The organism is Serratia sp. NA_112.1 (assembly GCF_052691715.1).
Genome location: NZ_JBQZFO010000007.1, coordinates 120192 through 139206, shown reverse-complemented (window position 1 = coordinate 139206; position 19015 = coordinate 120192). Strand labels below are relative to the sequence as shown.

Annotated in this window: 20 protein-coding genes, 1 tRNA gene and 1 pseudogene; 15 read left to right on the top strand and 7 right to left on the bottom strand. The window is 54.9% G+C overall.

The features are described from left to right. Positions 1-32: 32 nt before the first annotated feature. Positions 33-641, bottom strand: a complete 609-nt coding sequence (locus ACUTQ5_RS15480) for an HD domain-containing protein (protein WP_261110523.1) — start codon at positions 639-641, stop codon at positions 33-35. Positions 642-824: 183 nt separating this feature from the next. Between ACUTQ5_RS15480 and trhA the strand changes: the two genes are divergently transcribed. Then, entirely contained in the window at positions 825-1499 is a 675-nt protein-coding gene (gene trhA, locus ACUTQ5_RS15475) for a PAQR family membrane homeostasis protein TrhA (protein WP_012146602.1), read from the top strand. 162 nt (positions 1500-1661) lie between these two features. Continuing rightward, positions 1662-2159, top strand: a complete 498-nt coding sequence (locus tag ACUTQ5_RS15470; protein WP_445651977.1) for a DUF2165 family protein — start codon at positions 1662-1664, stop codon at positions 2157-2159. Positions 2160-2196: 37 nt separating this feature from the next. Here ACUTQ5_RS15470 and ygfZ read toward each other — a convergent pair whose 3' ends face one another. Further along, positions 2197-3189 (bottom strand): tRNA-modifying protein YgfZ, encoded by a 993-nt coding sequence (ygfZ, locus tag ACUTQ5_RS15465; protein WP_445651976.1) that lies wholly within the window; start codon positions 3187-3189, stop codon positions 2197-2199. A gap of 323 nt (positions 3190-3512) precedes the next feature. Between ygfZ and sdhE the strand changes: the two genes are divergently transcribed. From sdhE to creD, 5 genes are all read left to right on the top strand, one after another. Next, on the top strand, positions 3513-3779 hold the full coding sequence (sdhE, locus tag ACUTQ5_RS15460; RefSeq protein WP_012146600.1) for an FAD assembly factor SdhE: 267 nt from the start codon (positions 3513-3515) through the stop codon (positions 3777-3779). Then, on the top strand, positions 3760-4182 hold the full coding sequence (locus ACUTQ5_RS15455) for a protein YgfX (protein WP_445651975.1): 423 nt from the start codon (positions 3760-3762) through the stop codon (positions 4180-4182). The genes sdhE and ACUTQ5_RS15455 overlap by 20 nt, the downstream gene beginning before the upstream one ends. Beyond that, positions 4182-4877 (top strand): two-component system response regulator CreB, encoded by a 696-nt coding sequence (gene creB / locus ACUTQ5_RS15450; protein WP_445651974.1) that lies wholly within the window; start codon positions 4182-4184, stop codon positions 4875-4877. The genes ACUTQ5_RS15455 and creB overlap by 1 nt, the downstream gene beginning before the upstream one ends. Then, the gene (gene creC / locus ACUTQ5_RS15445) at positions 4874-6292 is read left to right on the top strand and encodes a two-component system sensor histidine kinase CreC (protein WP_445651973.1); all 1419 of its coding nucleotides are present in this window, start codon (positions 4874-4876) and stop codon (positions 6290-6292) included. Before creB ends, creC begins: the two co-directional genes overlap by 4 nt. An 82-nt stretch (positions 6293-6374) precedes the next feature. Further along, the gene (gene creD / locus ACUTQ5_RS15440) at positions 6375-7739 is read left to right on the top strand and encodes a cell envelope integrity protein CreD (protein ID WP_445651972.1); all 1365 of its coding nucleotides are present in this window, start codon (positions 6375-6377) and stop codon (positions 7737-7739) included. Positions 7740-7778: 39 nt separating this feature from the next. On the opposite strand, the gene fldB is transcribed toward creD, so the two are convergent. After that, a complete protein-coding gene (gene fldB, locus ACUTQ5_RS15435; protein WP_261414461.1) occupies positions 7779-8297 on the bottom strand; it encodes a flavodoxin FldB in 519 nt (172 codons plus the stop codon). Positions 8298-8404: 107 nt separating this feature from the next. On the opposite strand from fldB, the gene xerD reads away from it, so the two are divergent. From xerD to ACUTQ5_RS15400, 7 genes are all read left to right on the top strand, one after another. Further along, positions 8405-9304 carry a site-specific tyrosine recombinase XerD gene (gene xerD / locus ACUTQ5_RS15430; RefSeq protein ID WP_445651971.1) on the top strand — a complete coding sequence of 300 codons (900 nt, stop codon included), beginning with the start codon at positions 8405-8407 and terminating at the stop codon, positions 9302-9304. Positions 9305-9331: 27 nt separating this feature from the next. Continuing rightward, positions 9332-10048, top strand: coding sequence for a bifunctional protein-disulfide isomerase/oxidoreductase DsbC (dsbC, locus tag ACUTQ5_RS15425; RefSeq protein WP_445651970.1), 717 nt, complete (start codon positions 9332-9334; stop codon positions 10046-10048). A 6-nt stretch (positions 10049-10054) separates the two neighbouring features. After that, positions 10055-11788, top strand: coding sequence for a single-stranded-DNA-specific exonuclease RecJ (gene recJ, locus ACUTQ5_RS15420; RefSeq protein WP_445651969.1), 1734 nt, complete (start codon positions 10055-10057; stop codon positions 11786-11788). A 166-nt stretch (positions 11789-11954) separates the two neighbouring features. Then, positions 11955-13053, top strand: a protein-coding gene (gene prfB, locus ACUTQ5_RS15415; protein WP_445651968.1) for a peptide chain release factor 2 whose coding sequence is annotated in 2 segments (ribosomal slippage) — positions 11955-12029 and positions 12031-13053 — 1098 coding nt in all. Because the reading frame shifts where the segments join, the coding sequence is not laid out codon by codon here. 9 nt (positions 13054-13062) lie between these two features. After that, complete coding sequence (gene lysS, locus ACUTQ5_RS15410; RefSeq protein WP_445651967.1) at positions 13063-14580, top strand: lysine--tRNA ligase; 1518 nt, start codon at positions 13063-13065, stop codon at positions 14578-14580. A gap of 168 nt (positions 14581-14748) precedes the next feature. Next, positions 14749-14822 (top strand) — tRNA-Gly (locus tag ACUTQ5_RS15405). Between the two features lie 197 nt (positions 14823-15019). Continuing rightward, complete coding sequence (locus ACUTQ5_RS15400; RefSeq protein WP_445651966.1) at positions 15020-15376, top strand: putative T6SS immunity periplasmic lipoprotein; 357 nt, start codon at positions 15020-15022, stop codon at positions 15374-15376. An 84-nt stretch (positions 15377-15460) separates the two neighbouring features. Here ACUTQ5_RS15400 and ACUTQ5_RS15395 read toward each other — a convergent pair whose 3' ends face one another. The 3 genes from ACUTQ5_RS15395 to ACUTQ5_RS15385 form a co-directional block, all read right to left on the bottom strand. Further along, the gene (locus ACUTQ5_RS15395) at positions 15461-16702 is read right to left on the bottom strand and encodes a cysteine desulfurase-like protein (protein ID WP_445651965.1); all 1242 of its coding nucleotides are present in this window, start codon (positions 16700-16702) and stop codon (positions 15461-15463) included. Beyond that, entirely contained in the window at positions 16699-17313 is a 615-nt protein-coding gene (locus ACUTQ5_RS15390; RefSeq protein ID WP_445651964.1) for a 2OG-Fe dioxygenase family protein, read from the bottom strand. The genes ACUTQ5_RS15395 and ACUTQ5_RS15390 overlap by 4 nt, the downstream gene beginning before the upstream one ends. A 177-nt stretch (positions 17314-17490) precedes the next feature. Continuing rightward, positions 17491-18312 (bottom strand): oxidoreductase, encoded by an 822-nt coding sequence (locus tag ACUTQ5_RS15385; RefSeq protein ID WP_445652027.1) that lies wholly within the window; start codon positions 18310-18312, stop codon positions 17491-17493. On the opposite strand from ACUTQ5_RS15385, the pseudogene ACUTQ5_RS15380 reads away from it, so the two are divergent. Next, a pseudogene (locus ACUTQ5_RS15380) lies at positions 18260-18760 on the top strand (helix-turn-helix domain-containing protein); the annotation flags it as partial. The gene ACUTQ5_RS15385 and the pseudogene ACUTQ5_RS15380 overlap by 53 nt on opposite strands. Before the next feature lie 15 nt (positions 18761-18775). Here the strand turns inward: ACUTQ5_RS15380 and ACUTQ5_RS15375 are convergent. Next, positions 18776-18904 (bottom strand): hypothetical protein, encoded by a 129-nt coding sequence (locus ACUTQ5_RS15375; RefSeq protein ID WP_445651963.1) that lies wholly within the window; start codon positions 18902-18904, stop codon positions 18776-18778. Between the last annotated feature and the right edge of the window lie 111 nt (positions 18905-19015).

Here is a 19015-nt window from a genome sequence, read left to right as displayed (position 1 = left end):
GGATCACCCGGCGTGTCACAAGAGCAACGGCGTTATTTCAGCCAACCCTTGCGTTGTGCGTCCTGCAGGTGTTGCAGAAGGTACTTCCACAATTCCGGCTGAACATCGGCGATGGTGGTGTTACGCGCCAGTACCTGTTCCAGGCTAATGCCGTTCTCGACCCAGCTTTGGCCCTGGTTGTGCAGGTTCATCAGCATCGGCATGGTGCGATCCAGCACCAGCGCAAAGCGCGCGTCGGCGCTCTCGCCATCTTCATATTCCTGCCATAAAGCGGTGAAATACTCGCGCTGAGTGTCCGGCAGCATCCCGAACAACCGGCGCGCCGCCGCCACTTCCACATCATGGATCGCTGCGCGGGCCGCCAGATCGTAGACCAGTACGTCACCGGCATCGATCTCAACGATGTCATGCAGCAGCGCCATCTGGATCACTCGCTGGATATCCACACCTTCACCGGCGTAGGGGGCCAGGCTCATGGCAGCAATAGCAAAGTGCCAGCTATGTTCGGCGGAGTTTTCCTGGCGTTGGGTGCCCAGCACTTTGGTGCGGCGTTGCACGCTTTTCAACTTGTCGATTTCCATCAGGAACTGGATGACCTGGGTCATGGAGCCGAAATCTAACGCGGGTACAGCAGATGACATGGTGTAAACCTCAAGGTAGATGGGGTGAAGCCGAACGATTGTAGACCAGCAGGCGAGGGATTTCGATGGTTACACGCGCACACAGTTTTATTTTGGCGTACACGTGTACACTGAAATTATTCTCAGCTAAGCTTCCTTGCGGTAATTTCGAACAATGTTGGCTGTTTTGAGGGGTTGTGTGTAATGGGTAAAACGGGCGTAGTGAAAGCCGGTACTGAAAAAATGGCCGCCACGGCCTATCCGTGGGCGGAAGAAATCGCTAACAGCATCAGTCACGGCATAGGGTTGGTTTTTGGGATTGTCGGCCTGGTACTGTTGTTGGTTCAGGCGGTAGACACCGGCGCTGACGTGACGGCTATCGCCAGCTACAGTCTTTATGGCGGCAGCATGATCCTGCTGTTCCTGGCCTCAACGCTGTACCATGCCATTCCCCACCAAAAAGCCAAGCACTGGCTGAAAAAATTTGACCACTGCGCCATTTATCTTTTGATTGCCGGTACCTACACGCCGTTTCTGTTGGTGGGGCTGAACTCACCGTTGGCCAAGGGATTGATGGCGGTAATTTGGGGGTTGGCGCTGCTGGGCGTGTTGTTCAAACTGGCGTTCGCGCACCGTTTTGAAGCGCTCTCGCTGGTGACCTATCTGACCATGGGCTGGTTGTCGCTGATCGTGATTTATCAGTTGGCGACTCGTCTGGCGCTGGGCGGTGTGACGCTGCTGGCGGTCGGTGGCGTGGTTTATACCCTGGGTGTGATCTTCTATGCATCGAAGCGTTTCCGCTTCGGCCACGCCATTTGGCATGGTTTCGTGCTCGGCGGCAGCCTGTGCCACTTTATGGCGATTTATCTGTACGTCTGATATCCGTTCGGCAGGCGTTAATATCATGTTGATTAAGCGTTTCTTTTCAGTTAGAAAAGAGGCGCTTGTTTCTTTCGGGTATCCAGCAAGCCCATTTTTTCATTCCTGAGCCCGCGAACTACACCTTCGGTGTTTACGTTAACCTTTTCAGGACTCATCAATATGATCGTTCGCTTATCTAAAGCGTTGCTGGTGTGCGCGATGGCGCTGTTCGCCACACTGGTGGCATTTGGCAATATTACGGACTACGGCTCCAATTTCGCCTTTGTACGTCATGTCTTTATGATGGACACCATTTTCCCTGACGCCACCATCACTTACCGTTCAATACAGACTCCATGGCTGCATCACGCCGGTTACATTGGCATCATTACGCTGGAAAGCCTGACCGCGTTGTTGTGTTGGATGGGGGGCCTGCGCCTGCTGCGCGGCCTGAAACTGTCCGCAGTGGCCTTCAATAGAAAGAAAACGCTGGCAGTGGCCGGTTTGACGCTCGGTTTTTTGACCTGGCAGGTGGGTTTTATGTCGGTGGGCGGTGAGTGGTTCGGTATGTGGATGTCTAAACAATGGAACGGGGTGCCTGACGCTTTCCGCTTCTTTGTCACCCTAATTTTGGTGCTGATCTATCTGGTGCAGCGCGATGGCGAACTGGACGAGTAAGGAATCAGGCAGCGGGCGTGAGCCTGCTGCCGGGGGATTATTTTTCTTCCGCCAGTGAATATGGCAGTGGTTTGATGGCCAGTTGGCTGGTGGCATCATCGCGAACCCGCAGCTTGCTGTCGGCGTCGAGATCGTTATTCAGCACCACTTGAACCCACAGCGTGCCGTCGGCCAGTTTGGCGGCGCTCAGCACCGTACCGGTACGGCGCCAGTTTTCACCCAACTGCAATTCCACGTCCTCAGCGGCCTGCGGCACTCGCCCGGCCTTGCCTTCCAGCCAGTACAGTGCCCGTTTGTTGGCCCCGCGGAACTTGGCGCGCGCCACCATTTCCTGACCGGTGTAGCAGCCCTTGCTGAAGCTGATGCCATCCAGCGCCTGCAGGTTGGTGGCCTGGGGGATCAACTGCCCGCTGTTGGCGACGTCAATCACTGGGTAGCCGGCTTCGATATCCAGCGTCAGCCACTGCTGGCTGTCGTTCAGTTCGGCCTGCTCGTGCAGTTTGCCAACCAACTGTTCGGCAACGGCGGCGGTGGTGACCAGCAGAAAACGTTCCGCCGGTAGCGAGAAGTGCAACAGGGTCGTTTCACCGTCCTGCACTACCTGATGGTCAGCATCCGGCAGGCTGTTGAAAACCCCCGTCAGCGCTGCGCGTGCCTGAAAACCGGCCACGCCCAGCAACACCGCTTCGTTGTCGGCGGCAATGGTGAGTTTGGAAAATACCGCGTACTTCTTGATTTCAGCCAGTTGGCTGTCCAGCACGCTGCGGCGTTCCAGATAGGCAAAGCCTTCACCGCGATGGAATAAACGCAGATTGCTCCACATTTTGCCCTTGGCGTCACAGTGGCCGCACAACACGTGGCTATCTGTAGGCAGCGCTTCGATATCGGCGGTGACCTGGCCCTGAAGGTATTTCACCCGGTCCGGCCCGTTCAATGTCACCAGCGCCCAATCTTCCAGTGAGATCAGGGTTAGGGGCAGATGGGAGGAAGCGGAGGGCTGACGGGGTGGAAATGGAATTTTATACGCCATAGTAAGATCCTGCTTAACGTTTAGCTTACCTGAAGGTGTGTTGGCCCCATGGTAAAAGAGGCGACGGCCTTTGCAAACTGTTATTCACGCTTGCCTCCCCGACAGCGCTTTTTTTGACATTTAGCGCTTAATTACGTTTTACACCGAGAACGTCCTTCCCGGCGAGTATGTCAAATTGTTACTCTATAGGCTTGCGGCCAAGGGTAACCCATGCAGACAGATCTTTGGCTGATGGAATTATATCGCGCCGGTGTTGCCATACAGTGTGTCAGTTGAACCCTGCGATGGCGTTGCCATGCTGAAAAGAGGTTAGTCATAACAACATGGATATTAATAACAAAGCACGTATCCACTGGGCCTGTCGCCGCGGCATGCGTGAGCTGGACATCTCTATCATGCCCTTCTTCGAGTATGAGTATGACCTGCTGAACGATACAGACAAAGCGCTGTTTATCCGCCTGCTGGAGTCTGACGATCCCGATCTCTTCAATTGGCTGATGAATCATGGCGCTCCGCAGGACAGTGAACTGCAGAGAATGGTGACACTGATCCAGACGCGAAATAAAGACCGTGGCCCAGTGGCGATGTGACGTCCGTATTTCCTGGCGCACCCAGTTATTTTCTCTGCTGACACATGGTGCTCTTATCCTGCTGATCCTGATTTCACCCTGGCCGGAAGGCTATGGCCCGATCTGGCTGGTGTTGCTGACGCTGGTGGTGTTTGAGTGCATTCGCAGCCAAAAGCGTATTGCGTCGCGGCAGGGCGAACTACGCCTGCTGGAAAACCAGCGCCTGGGTTGGCATGGGCAGGAGTGGCAATTGGTGAAGCAGCCCTGGATGCCGCGTTACGGTATTCTGTTGACGTTACAGCCGGTGGGGGGCAAAAAGCGCCGTCGGCTGTGGCTGGCTTCCGACTGCATGGCTAAAGCCGACTGGCGGCATTTGCGCCAACGCTTGCTGTATCCGGCCGCCAGCGATGACGAGGCGTTCTGATGAAGCCGACGCTCTGGCTGGTGGAAGATGAACCCAGCATTGCCGACACGCTGATTTATACCCTGGAGAGCGAAGGCTTCCAGGTGCGCTGGTTCGAACGCGGTGAACCGGCATTGCAGGCGTTGGCGCAAGGGGCACCTGCGCTGGCGATCCTCGATGTTGGTCTGCCGGACATCAATGGTTTTGAACTCTGCCGCCGGTTGTTATCGCAGTCGGCGGATTTGCCTGTTTTGTTCCTCACCGCCCGCAGCGATGAGCTTGATCGCCTGATTGGGTTGGAAATCGGTGCCGACGATTACGTCGCCAAACCCTTTTCCCCGCGAGAAGTCAGCGCTCGGGTGCGCACTATTCTGCGCCGTTTGCAAAAACAGCAGCGTCTGCAGCAACCGCCACTGTACCACTTCGGCCCTTTTAGTTTGGATGAACAGGCCGCGGCCATCCATTACCATCAGCAGCCGTTGTTGCTGACCCGTTACGAATTTTTATTGTTGAAAACGCTGTTGCTGGCACCCGGCAGGGTATTCTCACGCCAGCAACTGATGGAAAGCGTCTGGGCGCTGGCCGAAGAAAGCCTGGATCGCACCGTTGATACCCATATCAAAACGCTGCGTGCCAAGCTGCGCGCCATCAATCCCGCTGAACCCCCGATCCACACTCATCGCGGCCTCGGCTACAGCGTGAGCCGCCAGCCATGAGAATAGGCCTGCGCCTGCTGTTGGGGTATTTCCTGATTGTGGCGGTGGCGGGTTATTTCGTACTGAGCATTTTCGTACAGGAAGTGAAACCCGGCGTGCGGCGCGCGACCGAAGGCACACTGGTGGATACCGCCAATCTGCTGGCGCAGATTGCGCGTCTGGATATGCAACGTGCTGACGCGGCGCACGGGCAACTGGCTCAAGCTTTCTCTCAACTCAATCGACGCCCCATAGGTGCCAATATTGGCGGTATCCGTAAGGATCGCAGCGAATATCACGTTTATCTTACCGATCAAAACGGCAAGGTCATTTTTGATTCCAGCGGCAAGGCGCTCGGCCAGGACTACTCACGCTGGAATGACGTTTATCTGACGCTGCTTGGTCAGTACGGCGCGCGCAGCACGCGCAGCGATCCGCAGGATGAAAACAGCTCGGTGATGTACGTTGCCGCACCCGTAATGGAGCAGGGGAAAATCATCGGCGTGCTTAGCGTTGGTAAACCCAACAGCACCATGACACCGGTGATCAAGCGCAGCGAACGCCGTATTCTTTGGGCCGGCGCGCTGCTGCTGGGCATTGCCTTGCTGATCGGTCTGGGCTTTGTCTGGTGGATCAACCGCTCGATTGGGCGGCTGGTGCACTACGCAGACGGCGTGGCGCAGGGTGAAAGCCTGCCGTTGCCGATAATGGGCGGCCACGAATTAACCCAGTTGGCACAGGCGCTGGACAGCATGCGGGTGAAGCTGGAGGGCAAGGCCTACATTGAGCAGTATGTACATACCCTGACCCACGAACTGAAAAGCCCGCTGGCGGCGATCCGCGGCGCGGCTGAGCTGTTGCAGGAACAACCTCCGGCGGCCACTGCCCAGCGTTTTTTGACCAATATCGAACAGCAGAGTGCGCGCATTCAGCAACTGGTGGATAAACTGCTGGTGCAGGCGCGGCTGGAGAGCCGGCCGGTCCTGGAACGGGGGCCACTGGCAATGGCGGCGCTGGTGCGTCAGGCTGTGGCAGGCAAAGAGGCGCAGGCAGTGCGGCGTGGCGTTTTGCTACAGGTTGAAGGGGTGGCAGATATCACCCTGAGCGGCGATGGATTGCTGATTAGCCAGGCGCTGACCAATCTGCTGGACAACGCACTGGACTTCACCCCGGAAGGTGGCACCATCAAGGTGCGCGGTGAGCACCATGAGGGCCACTACCGGGTCACTGTCTGTGACGACGGCAGTGGCATTCCGGATTATGCACTGGATAAAGTATTCGAGCGTTTCTATTCTCTGGCCCGATCGGATAAGCCGAAAAGCAGCGGTCTGGGGCTGAATTTTGTGCAGGAAGTGGCGCGCTTGCACCGAGGCAGCATCCAGTTGAGCAACCGTCAGCCGCACGGTGTGACCGCTATTTTCACCTTATCGCTCTGACTTCACCGTCCCTTCACATAACCACATTCTGCTTTCACCTGAGGGCATTATCGTAACTTCATTACCTACATGGAGCGCGGCGATGATGAAATCGGTACTGTTTTGGAAAATAACCACTCTGCTGGGATTAATGATTTTAATGATCATCCCGGTAACGATGTTAATGAATGTGATTGATGAGCGCAGCGGCTACCGCCAGAACGTGGTCGGGCAGGTCAGCGAAAGCACCAGCCGGGCGCAGCGCATTTTGGGGCCGTTGATCGTCATCCCTTACAGCGAGCGGGAAGAGAAGACGGATGACAAGGGGCAGAAGGTGGTGCAAATGGTTCGCCATCATCGCTATCTGTTGCCCGAAACTTTGCAGGTTAGCGGCAAGCCGAACGTAGAGGTACGCAAGCTGGGTATTTACCAGACTCAGGTCTATCAGGGACCGTTAAAGTTTCAGGTGAAGTTCGGCCAGCCGGATGTGACAGACTTGCAGCGCAGCAACGTGACTATTGGTCAGCCTTTCCTGCTGGTTTCGCTGAGTGATTCACGCGGCATCAAGAGCATCTCGCCGCTTACCAGCGCAGAGTCTCAAACGGTATTTGAACCTGGTACTCAGGTCAATGTGTTACCTCAAGGCATTCATGCGCCGCTGACGCTGACCACATTGCAAAAAGCGGGGCTGGATGCTGAGTTCACCCTGATGCTGGCCGGCACCAGCAGCCTGTCACTGGTCCCGCTCGGTCGCAGCAGCGAATTGATGCTGCAAAGCAATTGGCCACACCCGAATTTCCTCGGTAACTTCTTGCCGGACGAACGCAAGGTGACGGAAAAAGGCTTCAGTGCCCGCTGGCGCAGCACTTGGTTTGCCAACAACATCAACAGCGCTTTCCATTACGACGACGAAATTCTTGGCGAAGACAAGTTGCCAACCTTCAGCACCAGTTTGATTGAACCGGTCGATCACTATCAACTGACCGAACGCGCGGTGAAGTATGCGGTGCTGTTTATCGGCCTGACATTTATGGCGTTCTTCCTGTTCGAAACCCTGACCGGTTTGCGGGTACACCCGATTCAGTACCTGCTGGTCGGCGCGGCACTGGTGCTGTTCTACCTGATCCTGCTGGCATTCTCCGAGCATTTTGGCTTCGCCACCGCTTATCTGCTGGCCAGCATCGCCTGCAGTGGGCTGATCGCCTTTTACCTCAGTGCAGTACTGCGCGGCAGGCTACGGGCGGCGCTGTTCGCGGCCAGTCTGTTGATGTTGTATGGTGTGCTGTATCTGCTGCTGCAGTCGGAAGATAACGCCTTGGTACTGGGGGCCGGGCTGTTGTTCGCTATTTTGGCGGGAATTATGCTGCTGACGCGTAAGTTGGACTGGTATCAGGTGGCCGATCCGGCGCGCTTGAACGGCGAAACGCCAACCGGCGAAGGAGAGAAACGCTTCCGGTTGTGGAAATAAGCATCGGACTGGGCGCGGTAATAACCGCGCCCATGGGCATTACAGCAGGGGTTCCATCTCCAGCAGGATCTGTTCGCACCATTGTTGCAGCCGCTCTTCGCTCAGGTCGTATTGGTTCACATCATCCAGCGCCAGGCCAACAAAGTGTTTACCGTCGGCGCTTAGTGGTTTCGGACTGGTGAATTCGAAGCCGTCGATCGGCCAGAAGCCAATAAACTGTACGCCCAGTGGGGCAATGTGATCGTGCAGCATGCCGAGTGCATCGAGGAACCATTCGCCGTAACCGAGTTGATCGCCCATGCCATACATGGCGACAATTTTCCCCTGGAGATCCAGCGTGGTCAGCTGTGGCCAAATCGCTTCCCAGTCTTCCTGAAGCTCACCGAAATCCCAGGTTGGCATGCCGAGGATCAGGATGGAGTACTCTTCCATCAGCTTGGGGGAAACGTCTTTCAGGTTGTGCAGGTCGACCAGGTCTTCACCTAAAATCTCACGGATTTTTTCTGCCGCCATCTCGGTGTAGCAGGTGCTGGAGCCGTAAAACAGACCAATCTTCATGTGTAAACCGTTTATATCGCCGTAGGTAGAATTGCAGCGAGTATACCCGATTTGTCCCGGCTTAAGGCATAATGCCTGTGGCATAAACGTAACAAAGAGAGGACCGCGTGCAACAGCAAGAGACTGCGTTGATTGAGCAATTCCTGGATGCGCTGTGGCTTGAACGTAATCTGGCAGAAAATACGCTGGCCTCTTACCGATTGGATTTGCAGGCGCTGGGCGCCTGGCTGAATCAGAAAAATAGCTCGCTGTTACAGGCACAGGCGCTGGATTTACAGGCGTTTCTCGCCGATCGGGTGGAGGGGGGCTATAAAGCGACCAGCTCCGCACGTTTGCTGAGTGCCATGCGCCGTCTGTTCCAATACCTGTATCGCGAAAATATGCGAGCCGACGATCCCACTGCACTGCTGGCTTCGCCGAAGCTGCCGCAGCGCCTGCCGAAAGACTTGAGCGAAGCGCAGGTCGATGCGCTGCTGAAGGCACCCTGCGTCGAGCAGCCGCTGGAGCTGCGTGACAAGGCGATGCTGGAAGTGCTGTACGCTACCGGGCTGCGGGTCTCCGAATTAGTCGGGCTGACTATCAGCGATGTCAGTCTGCGTCAGGGCGTGGTGCGGGTGATAGGCAAAGGCAACAAGGAGCGACTGGTGCCGCTGGGTGAAGAGGCGGTGTACTGGATAGAAAACTACCTGGAGCACGGCCGCCCGTGGATGGTCAACGATCAGGCGCTGGACGTCTTGTTCCCCAGCAACCGCAGCCAGCAAATGACCCGACAGACATTCTGGCATCGCATCAAACACTATGCGATCCTAGCGGGTATTGACAGCGAGAGGCTGTCGCCGCACGTGTTGCGCCACGCGTTTGCCACCCATTTGCTGAACCATGGGGCCGATCTCCGTGTCGTACAGATGTTATTGGGGCATAGTGACCTCTCAACCACACAAATTTACACGCATGTAGCGACCGAAAGGCTTAAACAGCTACATCAACAGCACCACCCGCGTGCCTGACACGCTGGGTTCAAAAGGATTGGAAGAATGAAGAAAGGTTTAATGCTGCTCTCTATGCTGGTGGCTTCAGCGACCGGCGCGGCCCATGCCGACGACGCGGCAATCCAAAAAGCACTGGGTAGCCTGGGCATTCAACAGGCGGACGTGCAGCCTTCACCGGTGAACGGCCTGAAAACCGTGCTGACCGATAACGGCGTGCTGTACGTGACCGAAGACGGCAAACACATTCTGCAAGGTCCGTTGTACGACGTCAGTGGCAAAGAGCCGGTTAACGTCACCAACCAACTGCTGACTGGCAAGCTGGAAGCGCTGAAAGATCAGATGATCGTCTACAAGGCGCCAAAGCAGAAACACGTGATCACCGTGTTCACCGACATCACCTGTGGTTATTGCCACAAGTTGCATCAGCAAATGAAAGAATATAACGATCTGGGCATTACCGTCCGCTATCTGGCGTTCCCGCGTCAGGGGCTGAATTCCCAGACAGAGAAAGACATGCAGTCAATCTGGTGTACCGCCGACAAGGCCAAGGCCTTCGATGCCGCCATAAAAGGCGACGCAGTTTCACCTGCCACCTGTAAGACTGACATCAGTAAACACTATGCGCTCGGCGTGCAGTTCGGTATTCAGGGCACCCCGGCGATTATTCTGGAAAACGGCATGATGATCCCTGGGTATCAGGGGCCAAAAGAGATGGCCGCCATGCTGGACGCGCATCAGACCGCAACCAAAACCGGTGGTTAATCGCCGGTGAGCATCAAAACACAACTACGCCGCCGTGCGGCGGCGGACGACAGCCATCTGCCGGCCAACCTGCACCCGCTGTTGCGCCGTTTATATGCGCTGCGTGGCGTTCAGGCTGAGCAGGAATTGGAACGCAGCGTCAAAGGCATGCTGCCGTGGCAGCAACTGGATGGCATTGACGATGCCGTTGGCATTCTGCAACAGGCGCTGGCCGAACATCGTCGCATCATGGTGGTGGGGGACTTCGACGCCGATGGTGCCACCAGTACCGCGTTGACGGTGCTGGCGCTGCGCAGTATGGGCGGCAGTGCGGTCGATTATCTGGTACCGAATCGTTTTGAAGATGGCTACGGCCTGAGCCCCGAAGTGGTCGAGCAGGCAGCAACGCGCGGTGCGGAATTGATCCTGACGGTGGATAACGGCATCTCTTCCCACGCGGGAGTGGCCGTGGCCCACGCCAAAGGCATGCAGGTGCTGGTGACCGACCACCACCTACCGGGGGAAACCCTGCCGGCGGCGGAGGCGATCGTCAACCCGAACCTGCGTGGTTGTGAGTTCCCTTCTAAATCCCTGGCTGGTGTCGGCGTGGCTTTCTATCTGATGCTGGCGTTGCGTGCCCGGCTGCGGGACAGTGGCTGGTTCGAACAACGAGCGTTGGCGATGCCGAATCTGGCAGAACTGCTGGATCTGGTCGCGCTAGGTACGGTGGCTGACGTAGTACCGCTCGATGCCAACAACCGTATTCTGGTGTATCAGGGCCTGAACCGCATCCGGGCCGGCAAATGTCGGCCGGGTATCCGGGCGTTGCTGGAAGTGGCCAATCGTGATGCACGTCAGTTGGCAGCCAACGATCTTGGCTTTGCGCTGGGGCCACGGCTCAATGCCGCCGGACGACTGGATGATATGTCGATTGGCGTGGCGTTGTTGTTAAGTGATGACATCGCGCAGGCGCGTATGTTGGCAAACGATCTTGATGCGCTCAATCTGACCCGGCGTGAGATTGAACAGGGCATGCAGGTTGAAGCTCTGCAGCTGTGCGACGAACTCGAGCGCAGCAGCACCGCCTTGCCATACGGGCTGGCGATGTATCATCCGGAGTGGCATCAGGGCGTGGTGGGGATTTTGGCTTCGCGCATCAAGGAGCGCTTTCATCGCCCGGTGATCGCCTTTGCCCCGGCAGGTGAGGGCATTCTTAAAGGTTCCGGGCGTTCGATAGCCGGTCTGCACATGCGCGATGCGCTGGAACGGTTGGATACGCTGAATCCGGGGTTAATGATGAAATTCGGTGGCCATGCCATGGCAGCCGGGCTGTCGCTGGAAGAGAGCAAATTCGACGAGTTCCGCCAGCGCTTTGGCGACCTGGTGGGCGAATGGCTCGATCCGGCGATGCTGGAAGGGGTGATTTGGTCTGACGGCGAACTGGCGATGCAGGAACTTTCGCTGGAAACGGCGGAGCTGTTGCGCGAAGGCGGCCCCTGGGGCCAGGCGTTCCCGGAACCGACCTTCGACGGCACCTTCCGTATCTTGCAGCAGCGGCTGGTGGGCGAGAAACACCTGAAACTGATGGTGGAACCGCTTGGCGGCGGCCCACTGCTGGACGGTATCGCTTTCAATGTCGACACCACCCTGTGGCCCGACAGTAGCGTGCGCGAGGTGGAGCTGGCCTACAAGCTCGACGTCAACGAGTTCCGTGGCAACCGCAATGTACAGTTACTGATCCAGCACCTCTGGCCGCGTTGATTTGTAACTGCTTTATCCCGGGGTTTGCTCAGCCAAACCCCGGCATGTTTTCTTCCCCCACAAAAACTAACCAACCGGCTATAAACTGACGCCTGGATCCGCTAGAATTACCGGTTCCAATGGCATTTCGCCATCGACGACATCAACGTAAAAGAACGCAAAAAACATGTTTGAAATTAACCCGGTAAAAAACCGAATTCAGGACCTGTCCGTGCGGACTGCCGTTCTTAGGGGGTATCTTTGACTATGATGCCAAGAAAGAACGCCTAGAAGAAGTTAACGCAGAGCTGGAACAACCTGACGTTTGGAACGAACCCGAGCGCGCACAGGCGCTGGGTAAAGAGCGCGCGGCGCTCGAAGCCATCGTTGAAACCATCGATCAGCTGGAACAGGGGGGCGAAGACGTCTCTGGCCTGCTGGAATTGGCAATTGAAGCCGACGATGAAGAAACCTTTAACGAAGCCCTCGTTGAGCTTGATCAACTGTCTGCCAAGCTGGAACAATTAGAATTCCGTCGTATGTTCTCTGGTGAATACGACAGTGCTGATTGCTACCTGGATATCCAGGCCGGCTCCGGCGGCACTGAAGCGCAGGACTGGGCCAGCATGTTGCTGCGCATGTACCTGCGCTGGGCCGAGGCCAAGGGCTTCAAAACAGAAGTGATCGAAGAGTCCGACGGCGACGTCGCAGGGCTGAAATCCGCCACCATCAAGATTATCGGCGACTACGCGTTCGGCTGGTTGCGTACTGAAACCGGCGTACATCGCCTGGTGCGCAAGAGCCCGTTCGACTCCGGCGGCCGCCGTCATACCTCGTTTAGCTCGGTGTTTATCTATCCGGAAGTGGATGACGATATCGATATCGACATCAACCCGGCGGACCTGCGAATCGACGTTTACCGCGCCTCGGGTGCGGGTGGTCAGCACGTGAACAAAACTGAGTCGGCGGTGCGTATTACCCACTTGCCGACCAACATCGTAGTGCAGTGTCAGAACGACCGTTCTCAGCATAAGAACAAGGATCAAGCGTTTAAACAGCTGCGAGCCAAGCTGTACGAGTTTGAGATGCAAAAGAAAAATGCTGATAAACAGATGATGGAAGACAACAAGTCCGATATCGGGTGGGGCAGCCAAATTCGCTCTTACGTGCTGGATGACGCCCGAATCAAGGATTTGCGCACTAACGTTGAAACGCGCAACACGCAGGCCGTATTAGATGGCGACCTGGATAAATTCATTGAGGCAAGTTTGAAAGCCGGGTTATAAGGAACAGAAATGTCTGAGCAACAACCACAAGGCGCTGAACAGGCGCTGGATCTCAATAACGAGTTGCAGTCACGCCGTGAAAAACTGGCTGCGCTGCGCGAGAACGGCATTGCGTTCCCGAATGATTTCCGTCGCGACACCACATCCGACAAGCTGCACGCTGCGTACGGCGATAAAGACAACGAAGAGCTGGAAGCACTGGGTGTAGAAGTCACCGTTGCCGGCCGTATGATGACCCGCCGTATCATGGGCAAGGCATCCTTTGTCACGCTGCAAGACGTTGGTGGCCGCATCCAGTTGTACGTCGCACGCGACGATCTGGCGGAAGGCGTTTACAACGAAGCATTCAAGAAGTGGGACCTGGGTGACATCCTTGGCGCACGCGGCAAGCTGTTCAAAACCAAGACCGGTGAGCTGTCTATCCACTGTACCGAACTACGCCTGCTGACCAAGGCACTGCGCCCGTTGCCGGACAAGTTCCACGGCCTGGCCGATCAGGAAACCCGCTATCGTCAGCGTTACCTGGATCTGATTGCCAACGACGAATCGCGCAAGACCTTCCAGGTGCGTTCTCAGATCATGGCGGCAATGCGTAACTTCATGGTGGAACGCGGTTTCATGGAAGTCGAAACCCCTATGATGCAGGTGATCCCGGGTGGGGCTTCTGCTCGTCCATTCGTGACTCACCATAATGCGCTGGACATCGATATGTACCTGCGTATTGCTCCAGAGCTGTACCTGAAGCGTCTGGTGGTCGGTGGTTTTGAACGCGTATTCGAAATCAACCGTAACTTCCGTAACGAAGGCGTTTCTCCGCGTCATAACCCAGAGTTCACCATGATGGAACTCTATATGGCTTACGCGGATTACAAAGATCTGATCGAACTGACCGAGTCGCTGTTCCGCACCCTGACCCAGAACGTGCTCGGCAATACCCAGGTGCAGTACGGTGATGAAGTATTCGACTTCGGCAAGCCGTTTGTGAAGCTGACCATGACCGAGGCGATCAAAAAATACCGTCCGGAAACCGATCTGGCTGACCTGGCTGATATGGGCAAAGCGGTGGCTATCGCTGAATCCATCGGTATCAAGGTTGAGAAGAGCTGGGGTCTGGGCCGCGTAGTGACCGAGATCTTCGAAGAAGTGGCGGAGAGCCATCTGATTCAGCCGACCTTCATCACTGAATACCCGGCAGAAGTTTCGCCGCTGGCGCGCCGTAACGACGTTAACCCGGAAATCACTGACCGCTTCGAGTTCTTCATCGGCGGCCGTGAAATCGGCAACGGCTTCTCCGAGCTGAATGACGCAGAAGACCAGGCGCAGCGTTTTGCTGACCAGGCTAATGCGAAAGACGCAGGTGATGACGAAGCGATGTTCTACGACGAAGACTACGTTACCGCGCTAGAGCACGGCCTGCCACCAACCGCAGGTCTGGGCATCGGTATCGACCGTATGGTGATGCTGTTCACCAACAGCCACACCATTCGCGACGTGATCCTGTTCCCGGCAATGCGCCCACAGAAATAACTTCGTAGTAATGAATATCAACCGGCATAGGTGACTGTGCCGGTTTTTTTTCGTCTGATGAGTGAGAATAGAGCCTATTACCGCTAACTGCTTAAAACACCAGCAGTTACGCGTTATCTCCGCTTGCCCGACAGGGATAACCGGTTATAATGGCAGTCGCACACCGATGCGGGTGTAGTTCAATGGTAGAACGGCAGCTTCCCAAGCTGCATACGAGGGTTCGATTCCCTTCACCCGCTCCAAAATCTCCTTATAAATCAAATTTTTGATTTATAAGCGCTTCAAGCAAAGGTGATTTCTCACCTACAATGCTTTCAGCCCCATTGAACGACATCCGTAACTGTCACTGTTTGGTGTGTAGTTGATCTGCGAGCATATTAAACCGTTGGCGGTCGTTCCTGCGTCTCCAGAAAATCGTAACAGGGAAGGGGCGTTAATCATGAAAAATAGAATGTTGCTGGCTGTCGTATTCCTCTTAACGGGATGCCCTGGGCCAGGTGACCAAATGGTAGATCGAGAATCTACAACGGCATTTATCAAAGACAATCATGTTTGTGTGGTGTCGCCACTGGAGCCACAGGAACGGATCACTGCTATTCAAATCAACAGCGATAAAAACGACTCTCTTCACAAGATTTTTGATGACAAGCCTGTTTATGTACCGAAGGGGGAGTGTCTTCCTGTGTTCGGATTTAAGTTTACATCTGGAGGGCGGTATACCTTCGCGTACGATGTTCAATCTAAGAAATTAGAGTCACATTTAGTCACTGCTGAATTTTCTTATCCCAAAGAATAAGGGGCATTGCGCCCCTGTCATGGAGTGACTCCGATTCCATAGACAATATCTGTCCTCACGACTTGGCGTCCCCTCCTATAAACTTTACGCATGGAGCAAGCGTTCGCTGGCGAGCACCTCAAACAGCATGTCAATTTCCTGCTGAGTATTGTAATGCATCATCCCGATGCGCAACACGCCGCCGCTGTCCTGCAGGTTCAACCGCCGGATTAACCCCAATGCATAGAAGTGTCCGCTGCCAGCGCAGATATTGTGCCGGCCAAGTCGACGGGCAATTTCCTCAGGCGCATGGCCGATAAAGGTCAGAGCAAAGGTCGGCGTGCGACGGTGAATGTCTGCCTGCGAGGTACCGTAAAGCTGCACTCCGTCGACGTTCTGCAGGCCTTGCAGGAAGTATCTGCACAGGTTCTCTTCATGGCGGTGATAGTCGGCAAAACTTTCCTGCAAACGCTGCCTTAAAGGAGCGCCTGGCGTACCCCATTGCGCCAGGTAGTCAATGGCTGCCGTTACGCCGGCCAACCCTTCGAAACTTTGGGTGCCGGTCTCAAAACGGCCTGGGCCGATGTCGGTGGCCGGCTCGACTTTATAGGGTTGCAGCCGTTGCAGCCATTGCGGCGCGATATAGGCCATGCCGAGATGCGGGCCAAAGAACTTATAGGCAGAACACACCAGAAAGTCGCAACCCAGCGCCTGCACATCGATCAGGTTATGCGGAGCATAATGCACTGCGTCGACATAAACCTGTGCGCCGACCCGGTGGGCGGCTTCGGTGATAGCTTTAATATCGACAATGCTGCCGGTGACATTAGATGCATAGCTGACCGCGACCAGGCGCGTTTTAGCGGTGATTTTTTCGCACAGCCGGGCGGTATCCAAAGAACAATCCGATTGTTGCAGGGGGATTTGATGCACTGTGACCTGTTTGTCATTTGCTGCCTGCTGCCAGCTGGAGACATTGGCGTAGTGATCCAGCTCGGTAACGATGATCTCGTCTCCGGCTTGCCAATCACGGCTAATGATGCGGCTGAGGTGGAACGTCAGCGAGGTCATGTTCATGCCAAAAACGATATTGTCGGGCGAGGGTGCATTCAAGAAGGCGCGCACCGATTCCCTTGCATTATTCATCACCTCGGTTGTTTTATGGCTGGAAAAATAATGACCGCCCAGATTGGCGTTATATTTCCCCAGGTAGTGAGTCATTTTCTCCAGCACGCCTTGCGAAACTTGGGAACCGCCAGGCCCATCGAAAAAGATAACGGGTTTATCATCATAGCGTTGGGCTAGTGCACTAAACTGAACCCGGGCGAGTTCGGGAGTAAATGTCATGCTTTTTTCCCCCGTGCGGTCAGAACAAACAGGTCAAGATGCCCCTCTTGTTCTGGGACAACGGCGCTGATCGGCGTGGCGTTATGCCATAGCTTGCTGTCCGCCAGCAAAACGGCCTCACCGTCCGCCAACACTTTTTTAAAGAACGGGGGCTGGTGATTATCGGCATATAGCATGATCTCGCCGCCGACAATATTCTGCCGATGGATACCAATCATCGCGATATGGTCAAAACCATCCTGATGGATCCCTTCCGGCGCCACCTGCGTTTCATGATCAATAGCGACAACGCGCATCTGGTGGATTTCTATTTCCGTTCCTTCAGGTAAATCATTGCTTTCAGCAAACAGATTGCACATTTCTTCCATGCCAGCGCTTTGCAATACGGCTACGTCAATCGGCTCGAAATGGCGAACCACATTGCCCTGAAAGTGGTTGATTTCATCCGACTGAACGAAATTACGCGGACCAATCTCAACCACATGACCATCGAGATGTTTGACGACCGAATAGCGACGTAAGCGGTACTTACCGTCGGCATGCTGGGTATGGGGCAATCCAGAAAATGACGGCATTAATTGTTGGGTGGCCTGGTGGCTAAGTGCAGTCATACTTATTACATTTTCGTGTTTATGTAACATAATCACCTCAAATATGAATCAAGACTGACTTTGTAGGGAGGCATTTCGATTGAATTGTAGTCGACACTATTGCCAACGCAATTTTTAGCCAGTGCCGACTACCTTCAAGCTATATGTTGCTGTAAACAAGAATGAACGCAGGCAGTATTAACCGTCGGTTGAACGGCTGACAGTTTCCCAGGCATCGATATCGCTGTTCATTTGCTGCAGTTTTTCTCTGACATACATGAGGGCATCGCTGCCCAGCAGCAGAAATGCCGGGGGCTCGGGAGTATTGATGAGTTGCAGGATGGCTTTGGCAGCCTTAATCGGATCGCCCGGTTGATGGCCGCTGCGTTTTTCGCGTGTTTCACGGATTGGCCCGAAGCTCTGATCGTAATCACTGATGCTACGTGCTGATCGTACCATCGAACGTCCTGCCCAGTCGGTTCGGAAAGCTCCGGGCTGGATGGCGGTGACTGCAATATTAAAGGGCTTTAGCTCTTTGGTCAGCGTTTCGGAAATACCCTGCAAGGCAAATTTGCTGCCGCAATAGTAGCTGATCCCCGGCAGGGTAATGAAGCCGCCCATGGAGGTCACATTGAGAATATGGCCGGCCCGACGCGCCCGAAAATAAGGCAGGAAGGCTTTAATTACGGCTACCGCACCAAACACGTTGACCTCAAACTGGTGGATAGCATCAGTTAACGGCGACTCCTCCATAGTTCCTTCGTGGCCATAACCGGCATTATTGACCAGTACGTCAACGGCTCCCAGTTCCTGTTCAACGGCATTGACCAGCGGGGCAATCGCAGCGAAATGGGTGACATCGAGAATGTGGCCAAAGCTGCGGCCCGGCGCCAGGGCTTCGAATTCATCTTTGGCCTGCTGGTTGCGTAATGTTCCCACCACGCGGTGACCTGCTTTCAGCGCTTCTCTGCAGGTAATGGCTTCACCGCTGGATGCCGAGATATTGGGGCCGGCGATGATGCGGGAAATTTATTATCGCGTAATGACCGGGGCGCAGGGGCAGATGTTGCGAAATGCGCTGACCACCCAGGGGCAGTTTGGCAAAGTGGCGAAAGCGTTGCGAAAATTGCATGCCGAATATGATTCTCATCTGGATGTGAATGCGCTGGCGAAAGAGGCGGGAATGAGTCTGCCAACATTCCATAGCCATTTCAAAACGGTGACCAATACGTCCCCGATGCAATATTTGAAGTCTACGCGACTACATCAGGCCAGATTACTGATGCTGCGAAATAATCTCTCCGCTTCAGCAGCCTGCGTGCGCGTGGGGTATGAAAGCGTTTCTCAGTTTAGTCGTGAGTTTAAACGCCTGTTCGGGCTAACACCGCTTAATGAAGTTGAACGGATGAGGCACAACTTTTCGCTACCTGCGCCAGTGACCCCTTCTGATTTTATTTCTTCTCATTGACCGGGATCCTGCGCTTTAAGAAATGGCGACCAGAGCACCGATGATGGCGATCATCAGGATCCAAAACCATTTGGAGGTTTTTCCCGGTCTCCATTCTTCGCCATATTTAACCTGGTAATCGGGTTTGCGATCCTTGCTTTTCATCCTGTTTTCCTGGACGCCCATATCCATAAACACGTTGGTTTTATTTTAAGATGAGTCCTAATGTTATTGAATTTAAAACTGTTTTTTGGGTAAAAATCCTAATTTTGCATG